Below are 17856 nucleotides of genomic sequence, written 5' to 3' on the forward strand. Positions count from 1 at the left end.
GCGTGGGCTCGCCTCGGACAGCTCGATCTCCTCACGACGCAGCCTCAGGAGGTCCGAGTCCTCGCGGTAGGTGGAGAAGATCGCGTCCATCTCGCGCAGCACGGCGTAGGCCGTTGCGACCGCGGACTCGGCCGCCGGCCCCTCCACGTCGCCACCACGCAGGTGGATGCTCATCGGCATCCCCATGACGTGCTCGACCCAGGCCCGGCGGGCCGGGGCCGTCCGTCGCACCGCGTCCACGGTCACATCGTCCTCCTCGTCCCGGCGCCTCGGCCGCCCGCGGCGGTCACAGGTTGGCCTTGTCGATCGCCGACTGGAGCGACTGCGTGTAGCCCTCCCACGTGACCGTGGCACCGGAGACCACGTCGATCTGCGCCGACTGGGCCTGCACCGCCTCGCTGTCGTAGACCGGCACGGCCTGGGAGTTGATCATCTGGTCGTGCCGGTCGGTGGAGGGCACCTGCAGGACGTCGACGGCGGTGATCCGGCCGTCCTCGACGGTGATCCGGACCTGGACATCGCCGTACCGGGTGCCGACCGCATCACCGTCGTACGTCGTCGACGCCGAGGTCGACGAGCCGCTCGAGGAGGTTGAGGACCCGCTCGAGGTCGTCGTCTGCTGATCGGCGGTCGGGGCGGTCGGGGCGGTCGAGGCAGCCTGACGGGTCTCGGCCGTGGCGACCGGCGTGGAGGACCGCGAGGTGCCGTGGCTGAAGAGCAGCACGAGCACGGTCAGCGTGCTCATGGCCCAGATGACGATGCGTCTCATGGCTGGTCTCGTTTCGTGGGGTTGCCTGCCCTCGCCCGGTGCCGTCGGCGTCGGGAGGGTCTCGGGAGCGGGGTTTCGGGAGGGCGTCGGCGGGTCAGTAGCCGAAGCGCTCGTGGTGGATGGCGTCGGCAGCCACGCCCGCGGCGCGGGCCGCGTCGACGACGAGGTCCATCCAGTGCTGGTTGCCGCAGACGTACACGTCGCGGTCCGCGACGTCGGGCACGATGCTGAGCAGGGCCTCGGCGTCGGTGAGGTGGGCGGCATCCGCCGGCAGCCAGCTCGGGCGGCCCGGTGCCCGCGGGCCGATGACGGCGACGACGCGCGCTCCCCTGTCCCGGGCGAGGGCGAGCAGCTCGTCGGCCAGGACGATGTCGGACTCCCGCGACACGCGGTAGACCACCACCGTGGCATCCGGGCCGGCCGGGAGCTCCTCGAGGAGGGCCCGCAACGGCGTGATGCCGATGCCGGCGCCGACGAGGAGCGCCTTGTCGCGGGTGCGGACGCCGGCATGGAGGCGTCCGTACGGTCCTTCGACGAGGACGCGGGTGCCCGGGCGCAGCGCGGCAAGGCGGCTGCTGCCGTCGCCGACGGCGGCCGCCGTGATGCGCAGCGAGCGCCCGTCGGGGGCGGCCGAGAGGCTGTAGGGGTTGGCGCGCGTCCAACCGGGGCCGTCGAGGAAGCGCCACTGGAAGAACTGGCCGGCGCGGACCGGCAGCCTGTGCAGGTCGCGCCCGGCGACGGTGACCGAGGTGACGGTCGGCGACTCGGCGACGACGCCGGTGACGACGAGCCGGTGGCGGCACGAGCGGAGCAGGGGCAGCCCCACGCGGAAGACGACGACGGCGACGAGCGAGGCGGCGTACAGACCCCACCAGAAGACGGTGGCCACCGGACTGGCCCGGAAGTCCTGGCCGGTCCAGAGCTGGTGCGGCAGGGCCAGGCCCGCGCCGAGGTAGGCGTAGAGGTGCAGCAGGTGCCACGACTCGTAGCGGAGGCGTCGGCGCGCCGCCCGGACGGAGGTGACGACGACCATGACGAGCGCGACGGCCCCCGCGAGGGCGAGGAGCATCCCCGGCGAGTTGAGGACCTCGTCGAGGAACGTGCCGACGACACCGAGCCCGGTGCCCTGGTCGTAGCCGAGGATCGTCAGGCCGATGTGGGCGAGCATGAGGTTGAACGAGGTGAACCCGACGAGGCGGTGCACCCGCGCGAGCTCGTCCTGGCCCCACGCCTGCTCGACGGTCGGGATGCGTGCCATGAGGAGGACCTGGAGCAGGATGAGCACGGATGCCAGCAGCCCGCACAGCCGTCCGACGTTCGTCAGGGCGTCCCCGAGCGTCCCGAAGGCCGTGAGACCGCCGCCGGCCACCCAGAGGGCCACGACGAACAGCACCAGTGCCCACGCGACGGCGCCGGACGCATCGCGCCACCACCGCGGCGTCCGTCCCCTCCACGGCCGCACGGACCCGGGGCCGGCGGGCGGACCGTCCGCGGTGACGGGCCTCCGGCGCGGGGTCTCGGCGATCGTGGCTGCGCTCATGGTCGAACCTTCACGATGCGCGCTGTGCGTCGCCTGTGGCACACACAGCACCCGAGTGTGAGGTCGGCGCGCTCCCCCGGCGTCGACCGCGACGGGGCCCAGAGGTGGCCGGGAAGGCCGCCGGAGGACGGGAACGGACGCGCTCAGGCCCAGAGGCCGAGCAGGCTGCCGCCGATCCGGACGATGAACGCGACGACGATGACGACGAACACGACCCGGACGAACCCGCTTCCCCGCGCCACCGCGGTCCGGGCGCCGACATAGCCCCCGAGCAGGTTGGCCGCCGCGATGACCGCACCGACCTGGTAGAGCACCAGACCCATGGGGGCGAAGACCGTGAGCGCACCGAGGTTGGTCGCGAAGTTGGCGATCTTGGCCTTGGCGCTCGCCTCGAGGAAGTTGTACCCGAGCAGCCCGACGAGTGCGAAGACGAGGAAGCTGCCGGTGCCCGGGCCCAGGGCGCCGTCGTAGGCACCGATGACGAAGCCGGTCAGCATCGCGAGGACGGTGTGCCGCGCGCCGTGGAAGCGGCGGATGGACTCCTTGCCGAGGTCGGGCCGCAGCAGGGTGTACGCGCCGACGAGGAAGAGCAGCACGAGGATGATCGGGTTGAAGGCCGACTTCGGGATGTGCAGCCCGATGAGGGCACCGCCGATGGACCCGAGGTAGGCCACCGCCGCCATGGGAAGGGCCGTGCGCAGGTCGGGCCGCACGCGTCGGTAGTAGGTCACCGAGCTCGTGGCGGTGCCGAAGATCGAGCCGAACTTGTTCGTCGCGAGCAGCTGGGCCGGGCTCGCCGCGGGAAGCCCGACGAGGAGCGCCGGCAGCTGCACGAGCCCGCCACCCCCGACGACGGCGTCGATCCAGCCCGCGGCGAAGGCCGCGAGGCCGAGGAAGACGAGGGTGGTGAGCGTCGGGTCGCTCACGCCTCGTCGCCGTCCGCGACCTGGTGGTTCCAGAGCGCGACGATGCCGGCGACGTCGAGCAGCTCGTGGGCGACGGCGTCGGGCCTGGCGTCGACCGGCATGCGCTGTCCCGCAGGGATGTCCGAGTGCGGCACGAGGATCGCCCGCATGCCGACCTGGTGGGGTCCGTGGACGTCCTCGAAGAGCCGGTCACCGACGTAGACGGCGTTCTCGGGCTCCACGTCGAGCGCCGCGCACACGGTGCGGAACGCGTCCGGGTGCGGTTTGACGACGTGGATCTCCGAGGAGTAGACGTCTGCGTCGAGCAGGTCGAGCACGCCGTCGCGGGCGAAGACCTCCCGGTGGTACTCGCGGCTCCAGATGGTGTTGGAGAGCACGCCGACGCGGATTCCCTTGCGACGCAACGACTCCCACAACGGGCGCACCTGCGCGTCGGTGTGCGTGTGCGGCTCCCAGAAGCGCTGGTACGCCGCCAGCGCGAGGTGGTGCCGGTCGTGCGCGGGGTCGACGCCCGCCTCCTCGAGGATCGCCGCGATCGACGCGCTCTCGTGGCTCTGCCGGCCGCGACGCCAGGCCCGCTCCTCGGCCTCGTGGATGCGCCGGGCGAGGGAGTCGGCCTCGGCGAGGTCCTCGACGGGCATGTCGGGGTCGTCGACGGGCAGGCCGTGCACGGTGCGGGCGAACACCCGCCACTGCTGCGGCAGGTCGACCTCGTGCCAGGGCGTCAGCGTGCCACCCCAGTCGAAGACGACAGCCTCGACCGGACGTCGGGACGGGGTCACGAGCGCTCGACCTCCGCGGTCACCTCGGCGGTCAGGGCGGCGACGACGTCGTCGACGGCCACCTCGCGGCGCTCGCCCGAGCGGCGGTCCTTGATCTCGACGACGCCGGCGGCGAGGCCCCGGCCGATGACGAGGATCGTGGGTATCCCGATGAGCTCGGAGTCCTTGAACTTCACGCCGGGGCTGACACCCCTGCGGTCGTCGACGAGCACCGACAGGCCCTGGACCTCGAGCTCGCGAGCGACCTCCTCGGCCTTGACGAACATCGCCTCGTCCTTGCCTGCGACGACGACGTGCACGTCGGCCGGGGCGAGCTCGCGCGGCCAGATGATCCCCGCCTCGTCGTGGTTGCCCTCGACGACGCAGGCCACGGCGCGGCTCACGCCCACACCGTAGGAGCCCATGACGACCGTGACGAGCTTGCCGTTCTGGTCGAGCACCTTGAGGTCCAGCGCCTCGGCGTACTTCGTCCCGAGCTGGAAGACGTGGCCCATCTCGATGCCGCGGGCCCCCTCCAGCACGTGGTCGCAGTTGGGGCAGGGGTCGCCGAAGCGCACCTCGGCCGCCTCGATCGTGCCGTCGCCGGTGAAGTCGCGGCCGACGACGAGGTCGAGGACGTGGCGGCCCGGCTCGTTGGCGCCGGTGACCCAGCGGGTGCCCTCCGACACCCGCGGGTCGAGCAGCATGCGGATGCCGGTCGTGCCCTCGAGACCGAGCGCGCCCGGACCGATGTAGCCCTTGACGAGACCGGGGTGCTCGGCGAAGTCGGCCTCGGTGAACGCGTCGAGCTCGGCCGGCTCGACCTGCGCGCCGAGGCGCTTCTCGTCGACCTCGCGGTCCCCCGGAACACCGATGGCGAGCGGCTCGCGCGTGCCGTCGGGGTGCTTGAGCATGACGACGACGTTCTTCAGCGTGTCACCGGCCGTCCAAGGGCGGTCCTCGCGCGGGAACCGCTCGTTGAGGAGGTCGACGAGGGTCGCGATCGTCGGCGTGTCGGGGGTGTCCTCGACGTGCGCGGCAGGAACACCCTCCCACCCGACCGGGCTGGGGGCGGGCACCTTGACGGCCTCGACGTTGGCGGCGTACCCGCAGCTCGTGCAGTGGACGTAGGTGTCCTCGCCGACCTCGGCTGTCGCGAGGAACTCCTCGCTCCTGCTGCCGCCCATCGCACCGGCCATCGCCTCGACGATGACGTAGTGGAAGCCGAGCCGGTCGAAGATGCGGACGTACGCCTCGCGGTGCGCCTGGTAGCTCTTGTCGAGACCGGCGGCGTCGATGTCGAAGGAGTAGGAGTCCTTCATGACGAACTCGCGACCGCGGAGCACGCCTGCGCGCGGCCGGGCCTCGTCGCGGTACTTCGTCTGGATCTGGTAGATCGACAGGGGCAGGTCCTTGTAGGAGCTGAAGAGGTCCTTGACCGCGAGGGTGAACATCTCCTCGTGCGTCGGGCCGAGCAGGTGGTCGGCACCCTTGCGGTCCTGCAGGCGGAAGATGTTGTCGCCGTACTCGGTCCAGCGGCCGCTCGCCTCGAAGGGCTCCTTGGGCAGCAGCGCCGGGAAGAGCAGCTCCTGCGAGCCGATCGCGTCCATCTCCTCGCGGACGATCCGCTCGACGTTGCGCAGCACGCGCAGGCCGAGCGGCAGCCACGTGTAGACACCGGGGCTGACGCGGCGCACGTAGCCGGCACGCACGAGCAGCCGGTGGCTCGGGACCTCTGCGTCCGCCGGGTCCTCGCGAAGGGTTCGCAGGAACAGGGACGACATGTGCAGGGCCACCGGGACTCCTTCGGGTGCGTCGCTCGGGGTGAGCGCGGGTGAACCCCGGAAGGATATCGGTCGCCCGGCGGACGCTTCGCCCCCGTTTCGCCACGCCCCGGCCCGGGACCGTGAGACATGGGCGCCACCACGACCGGGCGCCGGTAGCGTCCGGTCATGGCCGACGTCTACCTGCACGGGCACCACCCGAGCGTCCTCGCCTCCCACGGGGCGCGGACCGCCGCCGACTCCGCGGCCTACCTCCTCCCGCACCTGCGCGCCGGCCTGTCCCTCCTCGACGTCGGCTGCGGTCCGGGGACCATCACCCTCGACCTCGCTGCGGCCGTCGCCCCGGGCGTCGTCGTCGGCGTCGAGAACGCCGAGGGCCCGCTCGTCGAGGCCCGCCGCCACGCCGCCGCCCGGGGCGACGTGCGGACCCGGTTCGAGCTGGCCGACGCCACCGCCCTCCCTCACCCTGACGCGGCCTTCGACGTCACGCACGCGCACCAGGTGCTCCAGCACCTGACCGACCCGGTCGGTGCCCTGCGGGAGATGGCGCGCGTCACGCGTCCGGGAGGCGTCGTCGCGGTGCGCGACGTCGACTACGCGTCCATGGTCTGGCACCCGGCCTCCCAGGGCATGACGCACTGGCTCGAGGTCTACCGGCAGCTCGCGCGGCTCAACCACGCCGAGCCCGACGCGGGCCGGCACCTCGTCGCGTGGGCGCACGCCGCCGGGCTGACCCACCTGACGCCGTCGGCCTCGTTGTGGACGTATGCCGTGCCGGAGCAGTGCGCCTGGTGGGGCGGGGTGTGGGCCCGACGCGTCGTCGACTCGACCTTCGCCACCCAGGCGCTCGAGCGCGGCCTCGCCACGCGCGCCGACCTCGAGGCCATGCGCGACGCGTGGCTGACGTGGTCGCGCCACCCCGATGCGTGGTTCGCGATGACCCATGCCGAGGTCGTGGCCCACGTCGTGTGACCCCGGGCCGCCACGCCGCGAAAAGGCGGGCGGTCCCGGACCGCCGTCTGCCAGATTGGGCCCATGCCAGCGCCCCGGACCGTCCACGTGACCTCCGACCCTGTTGAGGCCGGGTCGTGGTTCGCCGACCTGGTCGACCGCGAGCCGCAAGCCCTCAGCGTCGTCGCGAGCGTCATCGCGCGGGTCCTGCACGACCCGACGCTGCACCCCGGCGCGCGCTGGTGGGCAGGTCACGAGGGCACCAACGTCGTCGCCGCCTACATGCACACTCCGCCGCACCCGCTGCACGTCGCGTTCGCCACGCCGGACGGCGCGCGGGCCCTGGCGGCCAGTCTGGCCGGGCAGGGCGACCACCTGCCGGGCGTCGGCGGACTGCGCGCACCCGCCGAGGCCTTCGCCGACGAGTGGTCACGGCTGACCGGCAGCACGGCCCGCACGACGATGGAGGTCGGCCGCTTCCTGCTGCCTGACCGCGCCGTCGTGCCCTTCGAGGTGCCGGGCGCCTTCCGTCGGGCCACCGCGGCCGACCTGCCGCTCGTCGACGCGTGGCACCAGGACTTCGTCGACGCCATCGAGGGTGGTGGCCGGGCCGCCCTGCCCCTCGTCGACACCGTCGCGGCGGGCCGGGTCGGACTCTGGGTGGACGGCGGCGGCGAGCCCGTCTCGATGGCGTACGCCTCGCCGGCGAGCGGCGGGCTGACACGCATCTCCGGGGTGTGGACCCCACCCGGGCTGCGGGGCCGCGGGTACGCCAGCGGGGTCGTCGCCGCCCTGTCGAACGAGCGCCACGATGCCGGTGAGGCGTGCATGCTCTTCACCGACCTCGCCAACCCGACCTCCAACGCCATCTACCAGGCGATGGGGTACCGACGGGTCGGTGACGCCGTGAGCATCACCTTCACGGCCTGACCGTCCCGCGCGGCGTCAGAGCAGGACGGTCGTGAACGCGCCGACCTCGTGGAACCCGCACCGGTCGTAGGTGGCCCGGGCCGCGACGTTGAAGTCGTTGACGTAGAGCGAGACCTCCTCGGCGCGATGGGTGAGCACCTGCTCGACGACCGCCGCCATCGCCGGGACCGCGAGGCCGCGGCCGCGCAGCCGCGGGTGCAGCCAGACGCCCTGCACCTGCGCACAGCCGAGCGCGAGCGAGCCGACGTCGGCCTTGAAGACCACCTCGCCGTCCTCGACCTTGACGAACGTGTGACCCTGACGGACGAGCGCTGCGATGCTCGCCCGGTAGCCCCGGTCGGAACCGTGGTAGGGCGGGTAGCCGATCTCCTCGGTGAACATGTGCGCGGCCGCCGGCACGACGAGGTCGACCTCGTCGAGGGAGGCCGGACGCACGTGCTCGTCCAGGTCGAGGCCGAGGGCGGACGGGCGGGTCGAGGTGGCGAGCAGCGGCTGGTGGGTCCGGATGGCCCGCACCGGCCCCCACGTCGGACCGAGCCGGTCCCACAGGCCGACGACCTGCTCGCTCGGACCGAAGATCGAGGCGCACTGGCGACGCATCCGCATGATCCGCGCGGCGATGGCCGTGACGCCCGCCTCGTCGAGCTCGACGGGCACGACGTTGGCGCTGACCCACGCCAACCCGGCGAGGTCGCCGGCCTCGACGTGCCCGATGAGCGAGCCCGGCGCCGCCGCGATGCTGCCCTCGAGGATGCGGGCGGCGACGAACACGTTGGCCACCCGGTCGCGCGCGCACAGCGCGAGGGCCGCGTCGCGGTCCGCGGTCGACAGCGACCGCACGGGGAGGCGTTGGCGGAGCACCTCCCAAGAGTGACGGCACGTGAGCCCGTTGTCACCTACGGCACGCGACCGGCAACGCCTTCGTGACCTGCACCGGCGAGCACGCCCGACTGGCGGCGTCGTCAGGGTTGTCGTCAGGGTTGTCGTCAGGGGTTGCGGTGCAGGACCGGCGCGTCGAGGTCGGTGTTGTCGAGTACCCACGTCGCACACTCGCGCGGCCGCGCCTGCGCGAGGTAGAGCCGCTGCCCTCCGACGTACCGGTGGTTCGACGGGGCCTCGGGATCCGCGTCGTGCTCGGTGCCGAGGCGGGCGTTGCCGCGCGGCACCGACACCGCGAAGGGCACGTCGACGAAGACGACGGCATCCCACGACCCGGCGAGCTGCGGACGCTGGAGGAAGATGCCGTCGACGAGCAGCAGGGTGTCCGGGCCCACCGGCACCGGCGGGGGCGCGACGGGTTCGTCGCGGGCGACGTCGTGGACCGCCGGCGTCACCGGCTGCCCGCCCCGGAACGGCTCGAGGACGACGCGTCGGAACGCGGCGTAGTCGTAGGAGTCCTCGTAGAAGGTCTCCGGGCCGCGCCCGCGCGCGACGCGGTCGGCACGCGGACGGTGGAAGCCGTCGACCGACACCCGCAGCACGTCACGCCGAGCCCCGACGACGTCCGCGAGCTGGTCGGCGAGGACGGTCTTGCCGGCGCCGTCGACGCCGTCGACGGCCACCGCGACGCGTCGCCCCGGCCGCAGGGCGACCAGCTCGTCGGCGAGCGCGCGCACGACGGCGAGGCGTCCCGACGTCGCGACGGGTGGGCGCATGGTCAGCCGACGGTGACGCTGGGGCTGCCGGCGGCGTCGTCGTCGACCGGCTCCCCCATCTCCTCGGCGATGCGCATGGCCTCCTCGATGAGCGTCTCGACGATCTGGCTCTCGGGGACGGTCTTGATGACCTCGCCCTTGACGAAGATCTGGCCCTTGCCGTTGCCGCTCGCCACCCCGAGGTCGGCCTCGCGAGCCTCCCCGGGGCCGTTGACGACGCAGCCCATGACGGCCACACGCAGCGGGACCGTCATGCCCTCGAGGCCGGCGGTGACCTGGTCGGCGAGCGTGTAGACGTCGACCTGGGCGCGGCCGCACGACGGGCACGAGACGATCTCGAGCTTGCGCGGCTTGAGGTTGAGGCTCTGCAGGATCTGGTTGCCGACCTTGACCTCCTCGACCGGCGGCGCGGAGAGCGAGACCCGGATGGTGTCGCCGATTCCCTTGGACAACAGCGCCCCGAACGCCGTGGCGGACTTGATCGTGCCCTGGAACGCGGGACCCGCCTCGGTGACACCCAGGTGCAGCGGCCAGTCCCCGCGCTCGGCGAGCAGCTCGTAGGCGCGGACCATGACGACGGGGTCGTTGTGCTTGACCGAGATCTTGAAGTCGTGGAAGTCGTGCTCCTCGAAGAGGCTGGCCTCCCAGACCGCGGACTCCACGAGGGCCTCCGGCGTCGGCTTGCCGTACTTCTCGAGCAGACGCCGGTCGAGCGAGCCGGCGTTGACGCCGATGCGCAGGGAGACACCGGCGGCCTTGGCGGCGTCGGCGATCTCCTTGACCTTGTCGTCGAACTGGCGGATGTTGCCGGGGTTGACGCGCACGGCCGCGCAACCGGCGTCGATCGCAGCGAAGACGTACTTCGGCTGGAAGTGGATGTCGGCGATGACGGGGATCTGGCTCTTGCGCGCGATGGCCGGCAGCGCGTCGGCGTCGTCCTGGCTCGGGCACGCCACCCGCACGATGTCGCAGCCCGCGGCCGTGAGCTCGGCGATCTGCTGGAGCGTCGCGTTGATGTCGGTCGTCGGGGTCGTCGTCATCGACTGCACCGAGATCGGGAAGTCGGACCCGACGCCCACCTTGCCGACCTGGATCTGGCGGGTCCGGCGCCGGGGCGCGAGGACCGGCGGGGGCGCGGAGGGCATGCCGAGGGAGACGCTCATGCCGCCCATTATGTCTCGACGGGACGGCTCGCCCGCCGGCGCTCCTGCGCCCCGGTTCAGCCGAAGAGGCTGATCGGCTTGACGATGTCGGCGTAGATGAGCAGGACCGACATCGTGATGAGCACGAGGCTCATGCCGTAGGCGATGGGCAGCCCCTTGGCGACGTCGACGTAGCCCGGGTCCGGCCGGTGGCGCAGCCGCGCCCAGCCCTTCCTGACCGCCTCCCACAGGGCACCCGCGACGTGCCCGCCGTCGAGCGGGAGCAGCGGGATGAGGTTGAAGACGAACAGGGCCAGGTTGAGCGATGCGATGAGCAGGACGAGCTGGGCCAGCTTGACCCAGTTGCCGCCCTGGGAGTCGGGGATGTCGACGGCGGCGACCTCCCCACCGAGGCGGCTGACACCGACGACCGAGATGGGACCGTTCGGGTCGCGCTCGCCCGACCCGAACGCCGCCTGGACCACGCCGGCCATCTTCTGCGGGATCTGCACGACGATGCCAGCGGTGTCGAGGACGCGCTGCCACACGTAGCCCGGCGCCTCGACCAGCGGCGTCCGCACGAGGTCCTGGCCGGGCACGATTCCCGCGTACCCCATCGGGGCGAGGACGAGCTTGCCGTCGCGCACGACCGGCTTGTACTCGGCGTCGTAGGTGGCGCGCTCGAGCCGGGCCGGGGTGATCGTGACCTCGACGGTCCGGCCGCCTCGTTGGACGACCCACGTCATCGGCGTCCCCGCGTGGTCCCGGATCGCGGCCGACACCTGGTCCCACGACGTGACCGTCGCGCCGTCGATGGACAGCACCCGGTCGTCCGGCTGGAGGCCGGCCGTCGCCGACGGTGCCTTCGGGTCGCCGGCCGCGCACGCCGGCTGCGGGTCCTGCACCGTCGGGACCGTGGTCGGCACGCACTGCGCGACCCGCCCGACCTTCGGGGCGACCTGCGGCAGTCCGTAGAGGGTGATGACGCCCGTGATGAGGACGAACGCGATGAGCAGGTTCATGACCGGCCCGCCGAGCATGATGACGATCTTCCTGCCGGGGCTCAACCGGTAGAAGACACGGTCCTCGTCACCGGGCTGCACCTCCTCGAGCGAGTCCGCACGGGCCTGGTCGACCAGCTGGCTGAACCGGCCGGTGGAGACGCTGCGCAGCTGACCGGGCGCGTCTCCTGGACGCGGGGGCAGCATCCCGATCATCCGGACGTAGCCCCCGAGCGGGATCGCCTTGATGCCGTACTCGGTCTCACCTCGGCGCCGCGACCACACCGTGGGGCCGAACCCGACCATGTACTGGGTCACCTTGACGCCGAACCTCTTGGCCGGCACGAGGTGGCCGATCTCGTGCAGGGCGATGGACAGGGCGACGCCCACCACGACGACGAGGACCCCCAGCACGAAGAGCATGACCCATTCTCACACCCCGCGATCGATGCACACCCGCCGGCGTGGCCAGCGTGGGTCAGGGGGCGATCGACGCCTCGGCAGCCTGGCGGGCCCAGGCGTCGGCGGCGAGGACGTCGGCGAGCGTGAGATCCCAGGCGCGGGAGGCGGGCTCGTCGGCGTACGCGTCGACGACCCGGGCGACGGTGTCGACGATGTCGACGAACCCGATGCGGCCGTCGTGGAAGGCGTCCACGGCGACCTCGTTCGCGGCGTTGTAGACCGCCGGCCACGTGCCGCCGGAGGCACCGACGCGGCGCGCGAGCGCCACGGCCGGGAACGCGTCGTCGTCGAGCGGCTCGAACTCCCACGACTGGGCGCTCGACCAGTCGCACGGCACGTCGACGTCGGGGACGCGCTCGGGCCAGCTCAGGCCGAGCGCGATGGGGACGAGCATCCTCGGCGGGCCGGCCTGGGCGATCGTCGAGCCGTCGACGAACTCCACCATGGAGTGGATCATCTGCTGCGGGTGCACGACGACCTCGATCGCCTCGAACGGGACGTCGAAGAGCAGGTGCGCCTCGATGACCTCCAGTCCCTTGTTGACGAGCGTCGCCGAGTTCGTCGTGATGACCCGGCCCATGGCGAAGTTCGGGTGGGCGAGGGCCTGCTCGGGCGTCACGTCGGCCAGCTCGGCGCGGGAGCGGCCCCGGAACGGACCGCCGCTCGCGGTGACGACGAGACGTCGTACCTCGTCGGCGCGTCCCCCGCGCAGGGCCTGGGCGATGGCCGAGTGCTCGCTGTCGACGGGGACGATCTGTCCCGGGGCGGCGAGCGCCTTGACCAGAGGTCCGCCGATGATGAGCGACTCCTTGTTGGCCAGCGCGAGCGTCGTGCCCGCGCGCAGCGCGGCCAGCGTCGGCTCGAGCCCGATGGCGCCGGTGATGCCGTTGACGACGACGTCGGCCTCGCGCCCGGCGAGGACGGTGCTCGCGTCGGCGCCGACGAGCAGCTCGGGCTCGTACGCGGTGACGCCCGACCGGTCGGCCGCCGCCCTGACCGCCGCCTCGAGGTCCGCGACGCTGCCGGATGCTGCCGCGACGGCGGGCACGCGCAGCGCCACGGCCTGCTCGGCGACGAGGGCGAGGTTGGAACCCGCGGACAGACCGACGACCTCGAACCGGTCCGGGTTGCGGCGGACGATGTCGATGGCCTGGGTGCCGATCGAGCCGGTCGATCCGAGCAGGACGATCCGGCGGGGGCGGGCGGCGGCGGCGTCGGTCACCCGGGCATTGTTCCTCACCGGCCCCCGCGCCCGTGCAACCGCGGCCGGCAGCGCGCGGGGGTGGTCAGGCCGAGACGCCGCGCGAGCGCAGCAGCTCGTCGCGGTCGGACGCGTAGGCGACGGCCCACGTCATGCGCAGGCGGTACAACCGGATGTCCTCGCCCCAGGAGAAGGGACTGCTCCCGTAGTGCGCCGTCCAGTGGGCGTCGACGGCATCGAGCTCGGGCCCCGGGGCGATGAGCTCGGCGTACCCGTGGCTGAAGAGGGCGAGCTCCTCGCCGTCGACGTGGGCGACGCTGACGGCAGGACGCCGCTCGAGGTGGCGCGCCTTGGCCGACGAGCCGCTCGTGCCGAAGGTCCAGGTGCCGTGCAGGAAGTGCCCGTCGAGCGCACTGATGCGCGGCTCGCCGCGGGCGGTGACCGTGGCGACGCTGAGCACCCTCATGCCGGTGAGCAGCTGGGCGAGCTGACGGGCCGTGAGGGTGCGCTCGTCGGTGATGATGCCGCGCAGGTGGCCCGTGGCCCGCGCGTGGGAGCGGTCGAGAAGGTCCTGCAGCGCGTCGAGGTCGGCGCCGGTGTCGTCCATCCTCCGACGGTACGGGCGGGCGCCGACAGCACCCGAGCCTCCCGGCGTGCTCACCACCAGCCGAGGTCGAGGGTGTGCAGGCCCAGGTCGCCCCACCACCACGTGGGGGTCGGGACGTACGCGCGGGCCGGGGCGACGACGTGCGGCGGAGGCAGCAGGACGCTCGACGGCACGCTCGGGCGTCCGCTCGGGACGGCGTCGGGTGCGGCGCCGGGTGCCGCATGGGGTGCGACGTCGGATGCCGGGCCGGCGTCCGGCGAGGAGGGTGGCAGGAAACCGGTGCGGGGGTCCCGGGGCGCAGCCACGCCCGCCTCGACGAGCGTGCGGACCGTCTCGAGCCGGGCCTGCAGGAAGGCGGTGAGGGCCGCCGTGTCCGGCGCGCTGCCCGGGGACGTCGGCAGCCACGTCGTCAGGGTCTCGGTCAGGCGGCAACCGACGCCGGCGTCCTCGACGACGGTCTCGACGTCGCTCTCGCGGGGGGAGCCGAGGTCGCGTTCGACGATCCGGCGTCGATCCGGCGTGACGGCCAGGACCGACAGGCTCGCGGCACGGCGTCCGTCCCCGGCACGGTGCACGGCGAGGACGTGCTCGGTCCCGGGCGCATCGGCGAGCTCGAGCCGGACGACGCGTTCCACGTCGGGCCGCAGCAGCGGCTCCGAGCCCGGGTCCAGCAGGAACGACCAGACCTGGTCGGCCCCCAGCGCGAGGTCGACGGCGGCGGACGCCGTCACCGGTACCCACGCCGGCACCGCCGACGTCCGGGCGAGAGTGCCTGCGGGGGCGGCGGTTCCGCCTCCGGGCCCGAGCGCGCCGGGGACGCCCGGCACGCCGAGACCGTCGGGACCCGGACCGGCGGGGTGGTGGGCCGCCCAGGGGTCGGATGCGGTCGCTGCGGTCGCCTCCGGCACGTCGCGCGGCCGACCCTCGACGTCGGCCTTGACGCCGAGGAGGCCTCGCGCGAGCCAGCTGCGGGCGAACCCGGAGAGCGGGTCGTCCGGCGACAGCCCGGCCAGCACCTGTGACACGACGGTGCCGTGGTCGAGCGGCTCCACGGTCGTCGTCAGCTCGAACGCCACGGCCCCGTCGGCCGACCGCGCGACGACGCGACGCCCGGGCTCGAGGTCGACGACGGTCGACAGGCCCGCCCACAGGCGGCCGTCTGCTCGCCGCCAGACCCCGGCGAACTCCGGCAGACCGGTCGGCTCCGGGCGCGGGAGCGCGACGAGGCCCACGCAGTCGACGCCGCGCGCGGCGGCGGGCGCGGGGGCGACGAGCGCCTGCCACACGGCGTCGGGCGCGGCCTCGACGAACACGCGGTGGCTGACGTCGTGCAGCACGACGGTGACCGGCTCCTCCGCGTCGCCGCCGCCCAGCAGTCCGCGCAGGAAGCCCACCGCAGTGCCTCAGGAGACGAAGACGCGCTCGTCGATGAGGCGCTCGGTGACGGCCTTGCCGGCCGGGTCGAAGCGCCCGTGCTCGAAGTCCTTGGCGAACTCCAGCTCGACGCCCGAGCGACCGTGGCGGTTCTTCTCGATGCTGACGACGGTCCAGCCGCGGAACCGCTGGATGTTGCCGAGGTCGTAGACGAGGTGCTCGCGCGAGACGACGTCGACCTTGTCGTTGACGATGAGCACGACGTCGGCCTCGTAGGCCAGCGCCGAGGAGCCGCGCAGGTCGTGGGTGCGCATCCGGTGGCCGCTGCCGAGGGCCTCCTTGTCGGCGGCCGAGATGGTGACGATGGGGACGCGGGCCGCGAGGGCGAGATCCTTGAGCCCCTCGGCCGCGGCGGTGACGCGGGCGTTCTCGTCCTCGCCGTCGACGGGGACCTTCTGGATGTAGTCGAGCAGGACGAACGGCGCCTGGCCGGTGGCCTGGGTGACGCGTCCGATGACGGCGGCGACCTCCTCGAGGGAGGTCGTCGCGCCGGAGGACTCGTGGATGTGGAGCCGGTCGCCGTAGCCGACGAGGGCCTCGTGGGCGGCCGTGCCACCGGGCAGGTCGGCCAGGACCGACGCGAGCGATGCGCCACCGGAGCCCACCTCGAGCGCACGCCGCACCTCGACGACGCCGGCGACCTCACCGGCGTAGGAGCCGACGGCCTCCACCGCCTCCATGGAGATGAGCCGCTCGAGGAGCGTGTACGACTCGTGCTCGTAGGAGAAGACGACGGCCGAACCGCCCGCGGCCACGGCGTTGCGGGCCAGCTGGAGCCCGAGCGTCGTCTTGCCGTGGCCGGCGGGACCGCCGAGGAGGACGAGCTCGCCGGCGCGGAAGCCCCCGGTCAGCGTCGCGTCGAGCACCGGGAACGCGGTGGGCCACACCTGTGCACCGGCGACGCCGCCACGGCGCAGCACCTCGTCGGTCTCGGTGAGCAGCGCGTCGAGCGAGCGCAACGAACCGGCATCACGGTGTCCAGCAGGGGTGACCATGCGCACGATTGCACCACGGGAGCTCCGCCGGTGAGCGCGTTTTGGGGCAGGACGCCGGGGCACCCGCGGGTGCCCCGGCGTCGTCGCGCGCGTGGGTCGCGTGCCCCTCGTGGGCGCGTCAGAGCGCGATGCCGACGTACTTGGTCTCGAGGTACTCCTCGATGCCCTCGAAGCCGCCCTCGCGGCCGACGCCCGACTGCTTGACGCCACCGAAGGGCGCGGCCGGGTTCGACACGATGCCCTGGTTGACGCCGACCATGCCGTACTCGAGCTCCTCGCTGACCCGGATGGCCCGGGACAGGTCGCGCGTGAACAGGTAGGCGACGAGGCCGTACTCGGTGTCGTTGGCCAGGCGCACCGCCTCGTCGTCGTCGGCGAAGGACGTGACCGGTGCGACCGGACCGAAGATCTCCTCGCGGGAGAGGTCGGCGTCGGTCGGCACGTCGGCGAGCACCGTCGGCTCGTAGAACCAGCCGGCACCCTCGCGCGCGGAGCCGCCGGTGAGGACGCGGGCGCCCTTGTCGACGGCGTCCTGGACGAGGGCGCCCACCTTGGTCCGCGCCTTCTCGTCGACGAGCGGGCCGACGTCGACCCCGTCGTCGGTGCCGTGACCGAGGGTCAGGGCGCCCATCCGCTCGGCGAGCCGCGTCGAGAACTCGTCGGCGAGCGACTCGTGGACGTAGAACCGGTTGGCCGCCGTGCACGCCTCGCCGATGTTGCGCATCTTGGCCAGCATCGCGCCGTCGACGGCCTTGTCGAGGTCGGCGTCGGCGAAGACGAGGAACGGTGCGTTGCCGCCGAGCTCCATCGACACGCGCAGGACGCCCTGGGCGGCCTGCTCGATGAGGGTGCGACCCACCGGCGTCGAGCCGGTGAAGGTCAGCTTGCGCAGCCGCGGGTCGCGGATGAGCGGCTCCATGACCTCGCCGGTGTGGCTCGTCGTGACGACGTTGAGGACGCCGTCGGGCACGCCGCACTGCTGCAGCAGGTCGGCCAGCGCGAGCATCGTCAGCGGCGTCTGGCTCGCGGGCTTGACGACCATGGTGCAGCCGGCCGCGATCGCCGGGCCGATCTTGCGGGTGCCCATCGCCAGCGGGAAGTTCCACGGCGTGATCATGAGCGTCGGGCCCACCGGCTGCTTCATCGTCATGAGACGAGACGCGCCGTTGGGCGCGGTCGACCAGCGACCCGAGACCCGGACCGCCTCCTCCGAGAACCACCGGAAGAACTCGGCACCGTAGGCGACCTCGCCCCGGGACTCCGCGAGGGTCTTGCCCATCTCGAGGGTCATGAGCACCGCGAACTCGTCGGTGCGGGCGACGATCCGCTCGTACGCGTCGCGGAGGATCTCGCCGCGGTCGCGGGGGGCGGTGCGGGCCCACTCCGCCTGCGCCGCGACGGCGGCGTCGAGCGCGGCCCGGCCGTCCTCGACCGTCGCGTCGGCCACCCGGGCGATGACCTGCCCGGTGGCCGGGTCGTCGACGGCGATGGTGGCGCCGCTGCTGCTGTCGCGCCACGACCCGCCGATGAACAGCCCCTTGGGCACCGCCTCGACCACCGACTCGAACGGAGACTCGGACGCAGACTCGGACGCCGGCGCCACCGCCGGCTCGGACGTCGTGGTCCCTGACTGCTCTGTCACGCGTGCCATGCTCCTCAGCCTAGGTCCCCGCGGGACAGGTTCTCGGTCGTGGGTTG

The 17856-nt window shown here is 73.0% G+C and carries 16 protein-coding genes and 1 pseudogene; 2 read left to right on the forward strand and 15 right to left on the reverse strand.

Going from position 1 to position 17856, the window contains the following annotated elements; all coding sequences use genetic code 11:
* The 6 genes and pseudogenes from ACPYOM_RS14470 to ACPYOM_RS14495 form a co-directional block, all read right to left on the reverse strand.
* Window positions 1-246 (reverse strand): annotated as a pseudogene (locus ACPYOM_RS14470) (FAD:protein FMN transferase); the annotation flags it as partial.
* 40 nt (window positions 247-286) lie between these two features.
* A complete protein-coding gene (locus tag ACPYOM_RS14475) occupies window positions 287-769 on the reverse strand; it encodes an FMN-binding protein (RefSeq protein WP_481341319.1) in 483 nt (160 codons plus the stop codon).
* A 94-nt stretch (window positions 770-863) separates the two neighbouring features.
* Window positions 864-2309 (reverse strand): ferredoxin reductase family protein, encoded by a 1446-nt coding sequence (locus ACPYOM_RS14480; protein ID WP_481346494.1) that lies wholly within the window; start codon window positions 2307-2309, stop codon window positions 864-866.
* 143 nt (window positions 2310-2452) lie between these two features.
* Entirely contained in the window at window positions 2453-3235 is a 783-nt protein-coding gene (locus ACPYOM_RS14485; RefSeq protein WP_481346495.1) for a TSUP family transporter, read from the reverse strand.
* The gene (locus ACPYOM_RS14490) at window positions 3232-4017 is read right to left on the reverse strand and encodes an HAD family hydrolase (protein WP_481341316.1); all 786 of its coding nucleotides are present in this window, start codon (window positions 4015-4017) and stop codon (window positions 3232-3234) included. The genes ACPYOM_RS14485 and ACPYOM_RS14490 overlap by 4 nt, the downstream gene beginning before the upstream one ends.
* Entirely contained in the window at window positions 4014-5792 is a 1779-nt protein-coding gene (locus ACPYOM_RS14495) for a proline--tRNA ligase (protein ID WP_481346496.1), read from the reverse strand. Before ACPYOM_RS14495 ends, ACPYOM_RS14490 begins: the two co-directional genes overlap by 4 nt.
* A gap of 156 nt (window positions 5793-5948) precedes the next feature.
* Here ACPYOM_RS14495 and ACPYOM_RS14500 point away from each other — a divergent pair, with 156 nt between their 5' ends.
* Complete coding sequence (locus ACPYOM_RS14500; protein ID WP_481346497.1) at window positions 5949-6752, forward strand: methyltransferase domain-containing protein; 804 nt, start codon at window positions 5949-5951, stop codon at window positions 6750-6752.
* A gap of 63 nt (window positions 6753-6815) precedes the next feature.
* A complete protein-coding gene (locus ACPYOM_RS14505) occupies window positions 6816-7661 on the forward strand; it encodes a GNAT family N-acetyltransferase (RefSeq protein WP_481346498.1) in 846 nt (281 codons plus the stop codon).
* 15 nt (window positions 7662-7676) lie between these two features.
* On the opposite strand, the gene ACPYOM_RS14510 is transcribed toward ACPYOM_RS14505, so the two are convergent.
* The 9 genes from ACPYOM_RS14510 to ACPYOM_RS14550 form a co-directional block, all read right to left on the reverse strand.
* Entirely contained in the window at window positions 7677-8522 is an 846-nt protein-coding gene (locus ACPYOM_RS14510) for a GNAT family N-acetyltransferase (RefSeq protein WP_481341312.1), read from the reverse strand.
* Window positions 8523-8647: 125 nt separating this feature from the next.
* Window positions 8648-9316, reverse strand: a complete 669-nt coding sequence (locus tag ACPYOM_RS14515) for a nucleoside/nucleotide kinase family protein (protein ID WP_481346499.1) — start codon at window positions 9314-9316, stop codon at window positions 8648-8650.
* A gap of 2 nt (window positions 9317-9318) precedes the next feature.
* Window positions 9319-10479 carry a flavodoxin-dependent (E)-4-hydroxy-3-methylbut-2-enyl-diphosphate synthase gene (gene ispG, locus ACPYOM_RS14520; RefSeq protein WP_481341310.1) on the reverse strand — a complete coding sequence of 387 codons (1161 nt, stop codon included), beginning with the start codon at window positions 10477-10479 and terminating at the stop codon, window positions 9319-9321.
* Between the two features lie 56 nt (window positions 10480-10535).
* Window positions 10536-11882, reverse strand: a complete 1347-nt coding sequence (locus ACPYOM_RS14525; protein WP_481341309.1) for a M50 family metallopeptidase — start codon at window positions 11880-11882, stop codon at window positions 10536-10538.
* Between the two features lie 55 nt (window positions 11883-11937).
* A complete protein-coding gene (gene dxr / locus ACPYOM_RS14530) occupies window positions 11938-13143 on the reverse strand; it encodes a 1-deoxy-D-xylulose-5-phosphate reductoisomerase (RefSeq protein ID WP_481346500.1) in 1206 nt (401 codons plus the stop codon).
* A 64-nt stretch (window positions 13144-13207) separates the two neighbouring features.
* Window positions 13208-13729 carry a pyridoxamine 5'-phosphate oxidase family protein gene (locus ACPYOM_RS14535; RefSeq protein WP_481346501.1) on the reverse strand — a complete coding sequence of 174 codons (522 nt, stop codon included), beginning with the start codon at window positions 13727-13729 and terminating at the stop codon, window positions 13208-13210.
* Between the two features lie 50 nt (window positions 13730-13779).
* Window positions 13780-15123 (reverse strand): hypothetical protein, encoded by a 1344-nt coding sequence (locus tag ACPYOM_RS14540; protein ID WP_481346502.1) that lies wholly within the window; start codon window positions 15121-15123, stop codon window positions 13780-13782.
* Between the two features lie 9 nt (window positions 15124-15132).
* Window positions 15133-16158 (reverse strand): DnaB-like helicase C-terminal domain-containing protein, encoded by a 1026-nt coding sequence (locus tag ACPYOM_RS14545; protein ID WP_481341305.1) that lies wholly within the window; start codon window positions 16156-16158, stop codon window positions 15133-15135.
* A gap of 118 nt (window positions 16159-16276) precedes the next feature.
* A complete protein-coding gene (locus ACPYOM_RS14550; protein WP_481346503.1) occupies window positions 16277-17809 on the reverse strand; it encodes an NAD-dependent succinate-semialdehyde dehydrogenase in 1533 nt (510 codons plus the stop codon).
* Window positions 17810-17856: the final 47 nt, after the last annotated feature.

Source organism: Monashia sp. HAY1-2A, from assembly GCF_056755315.1.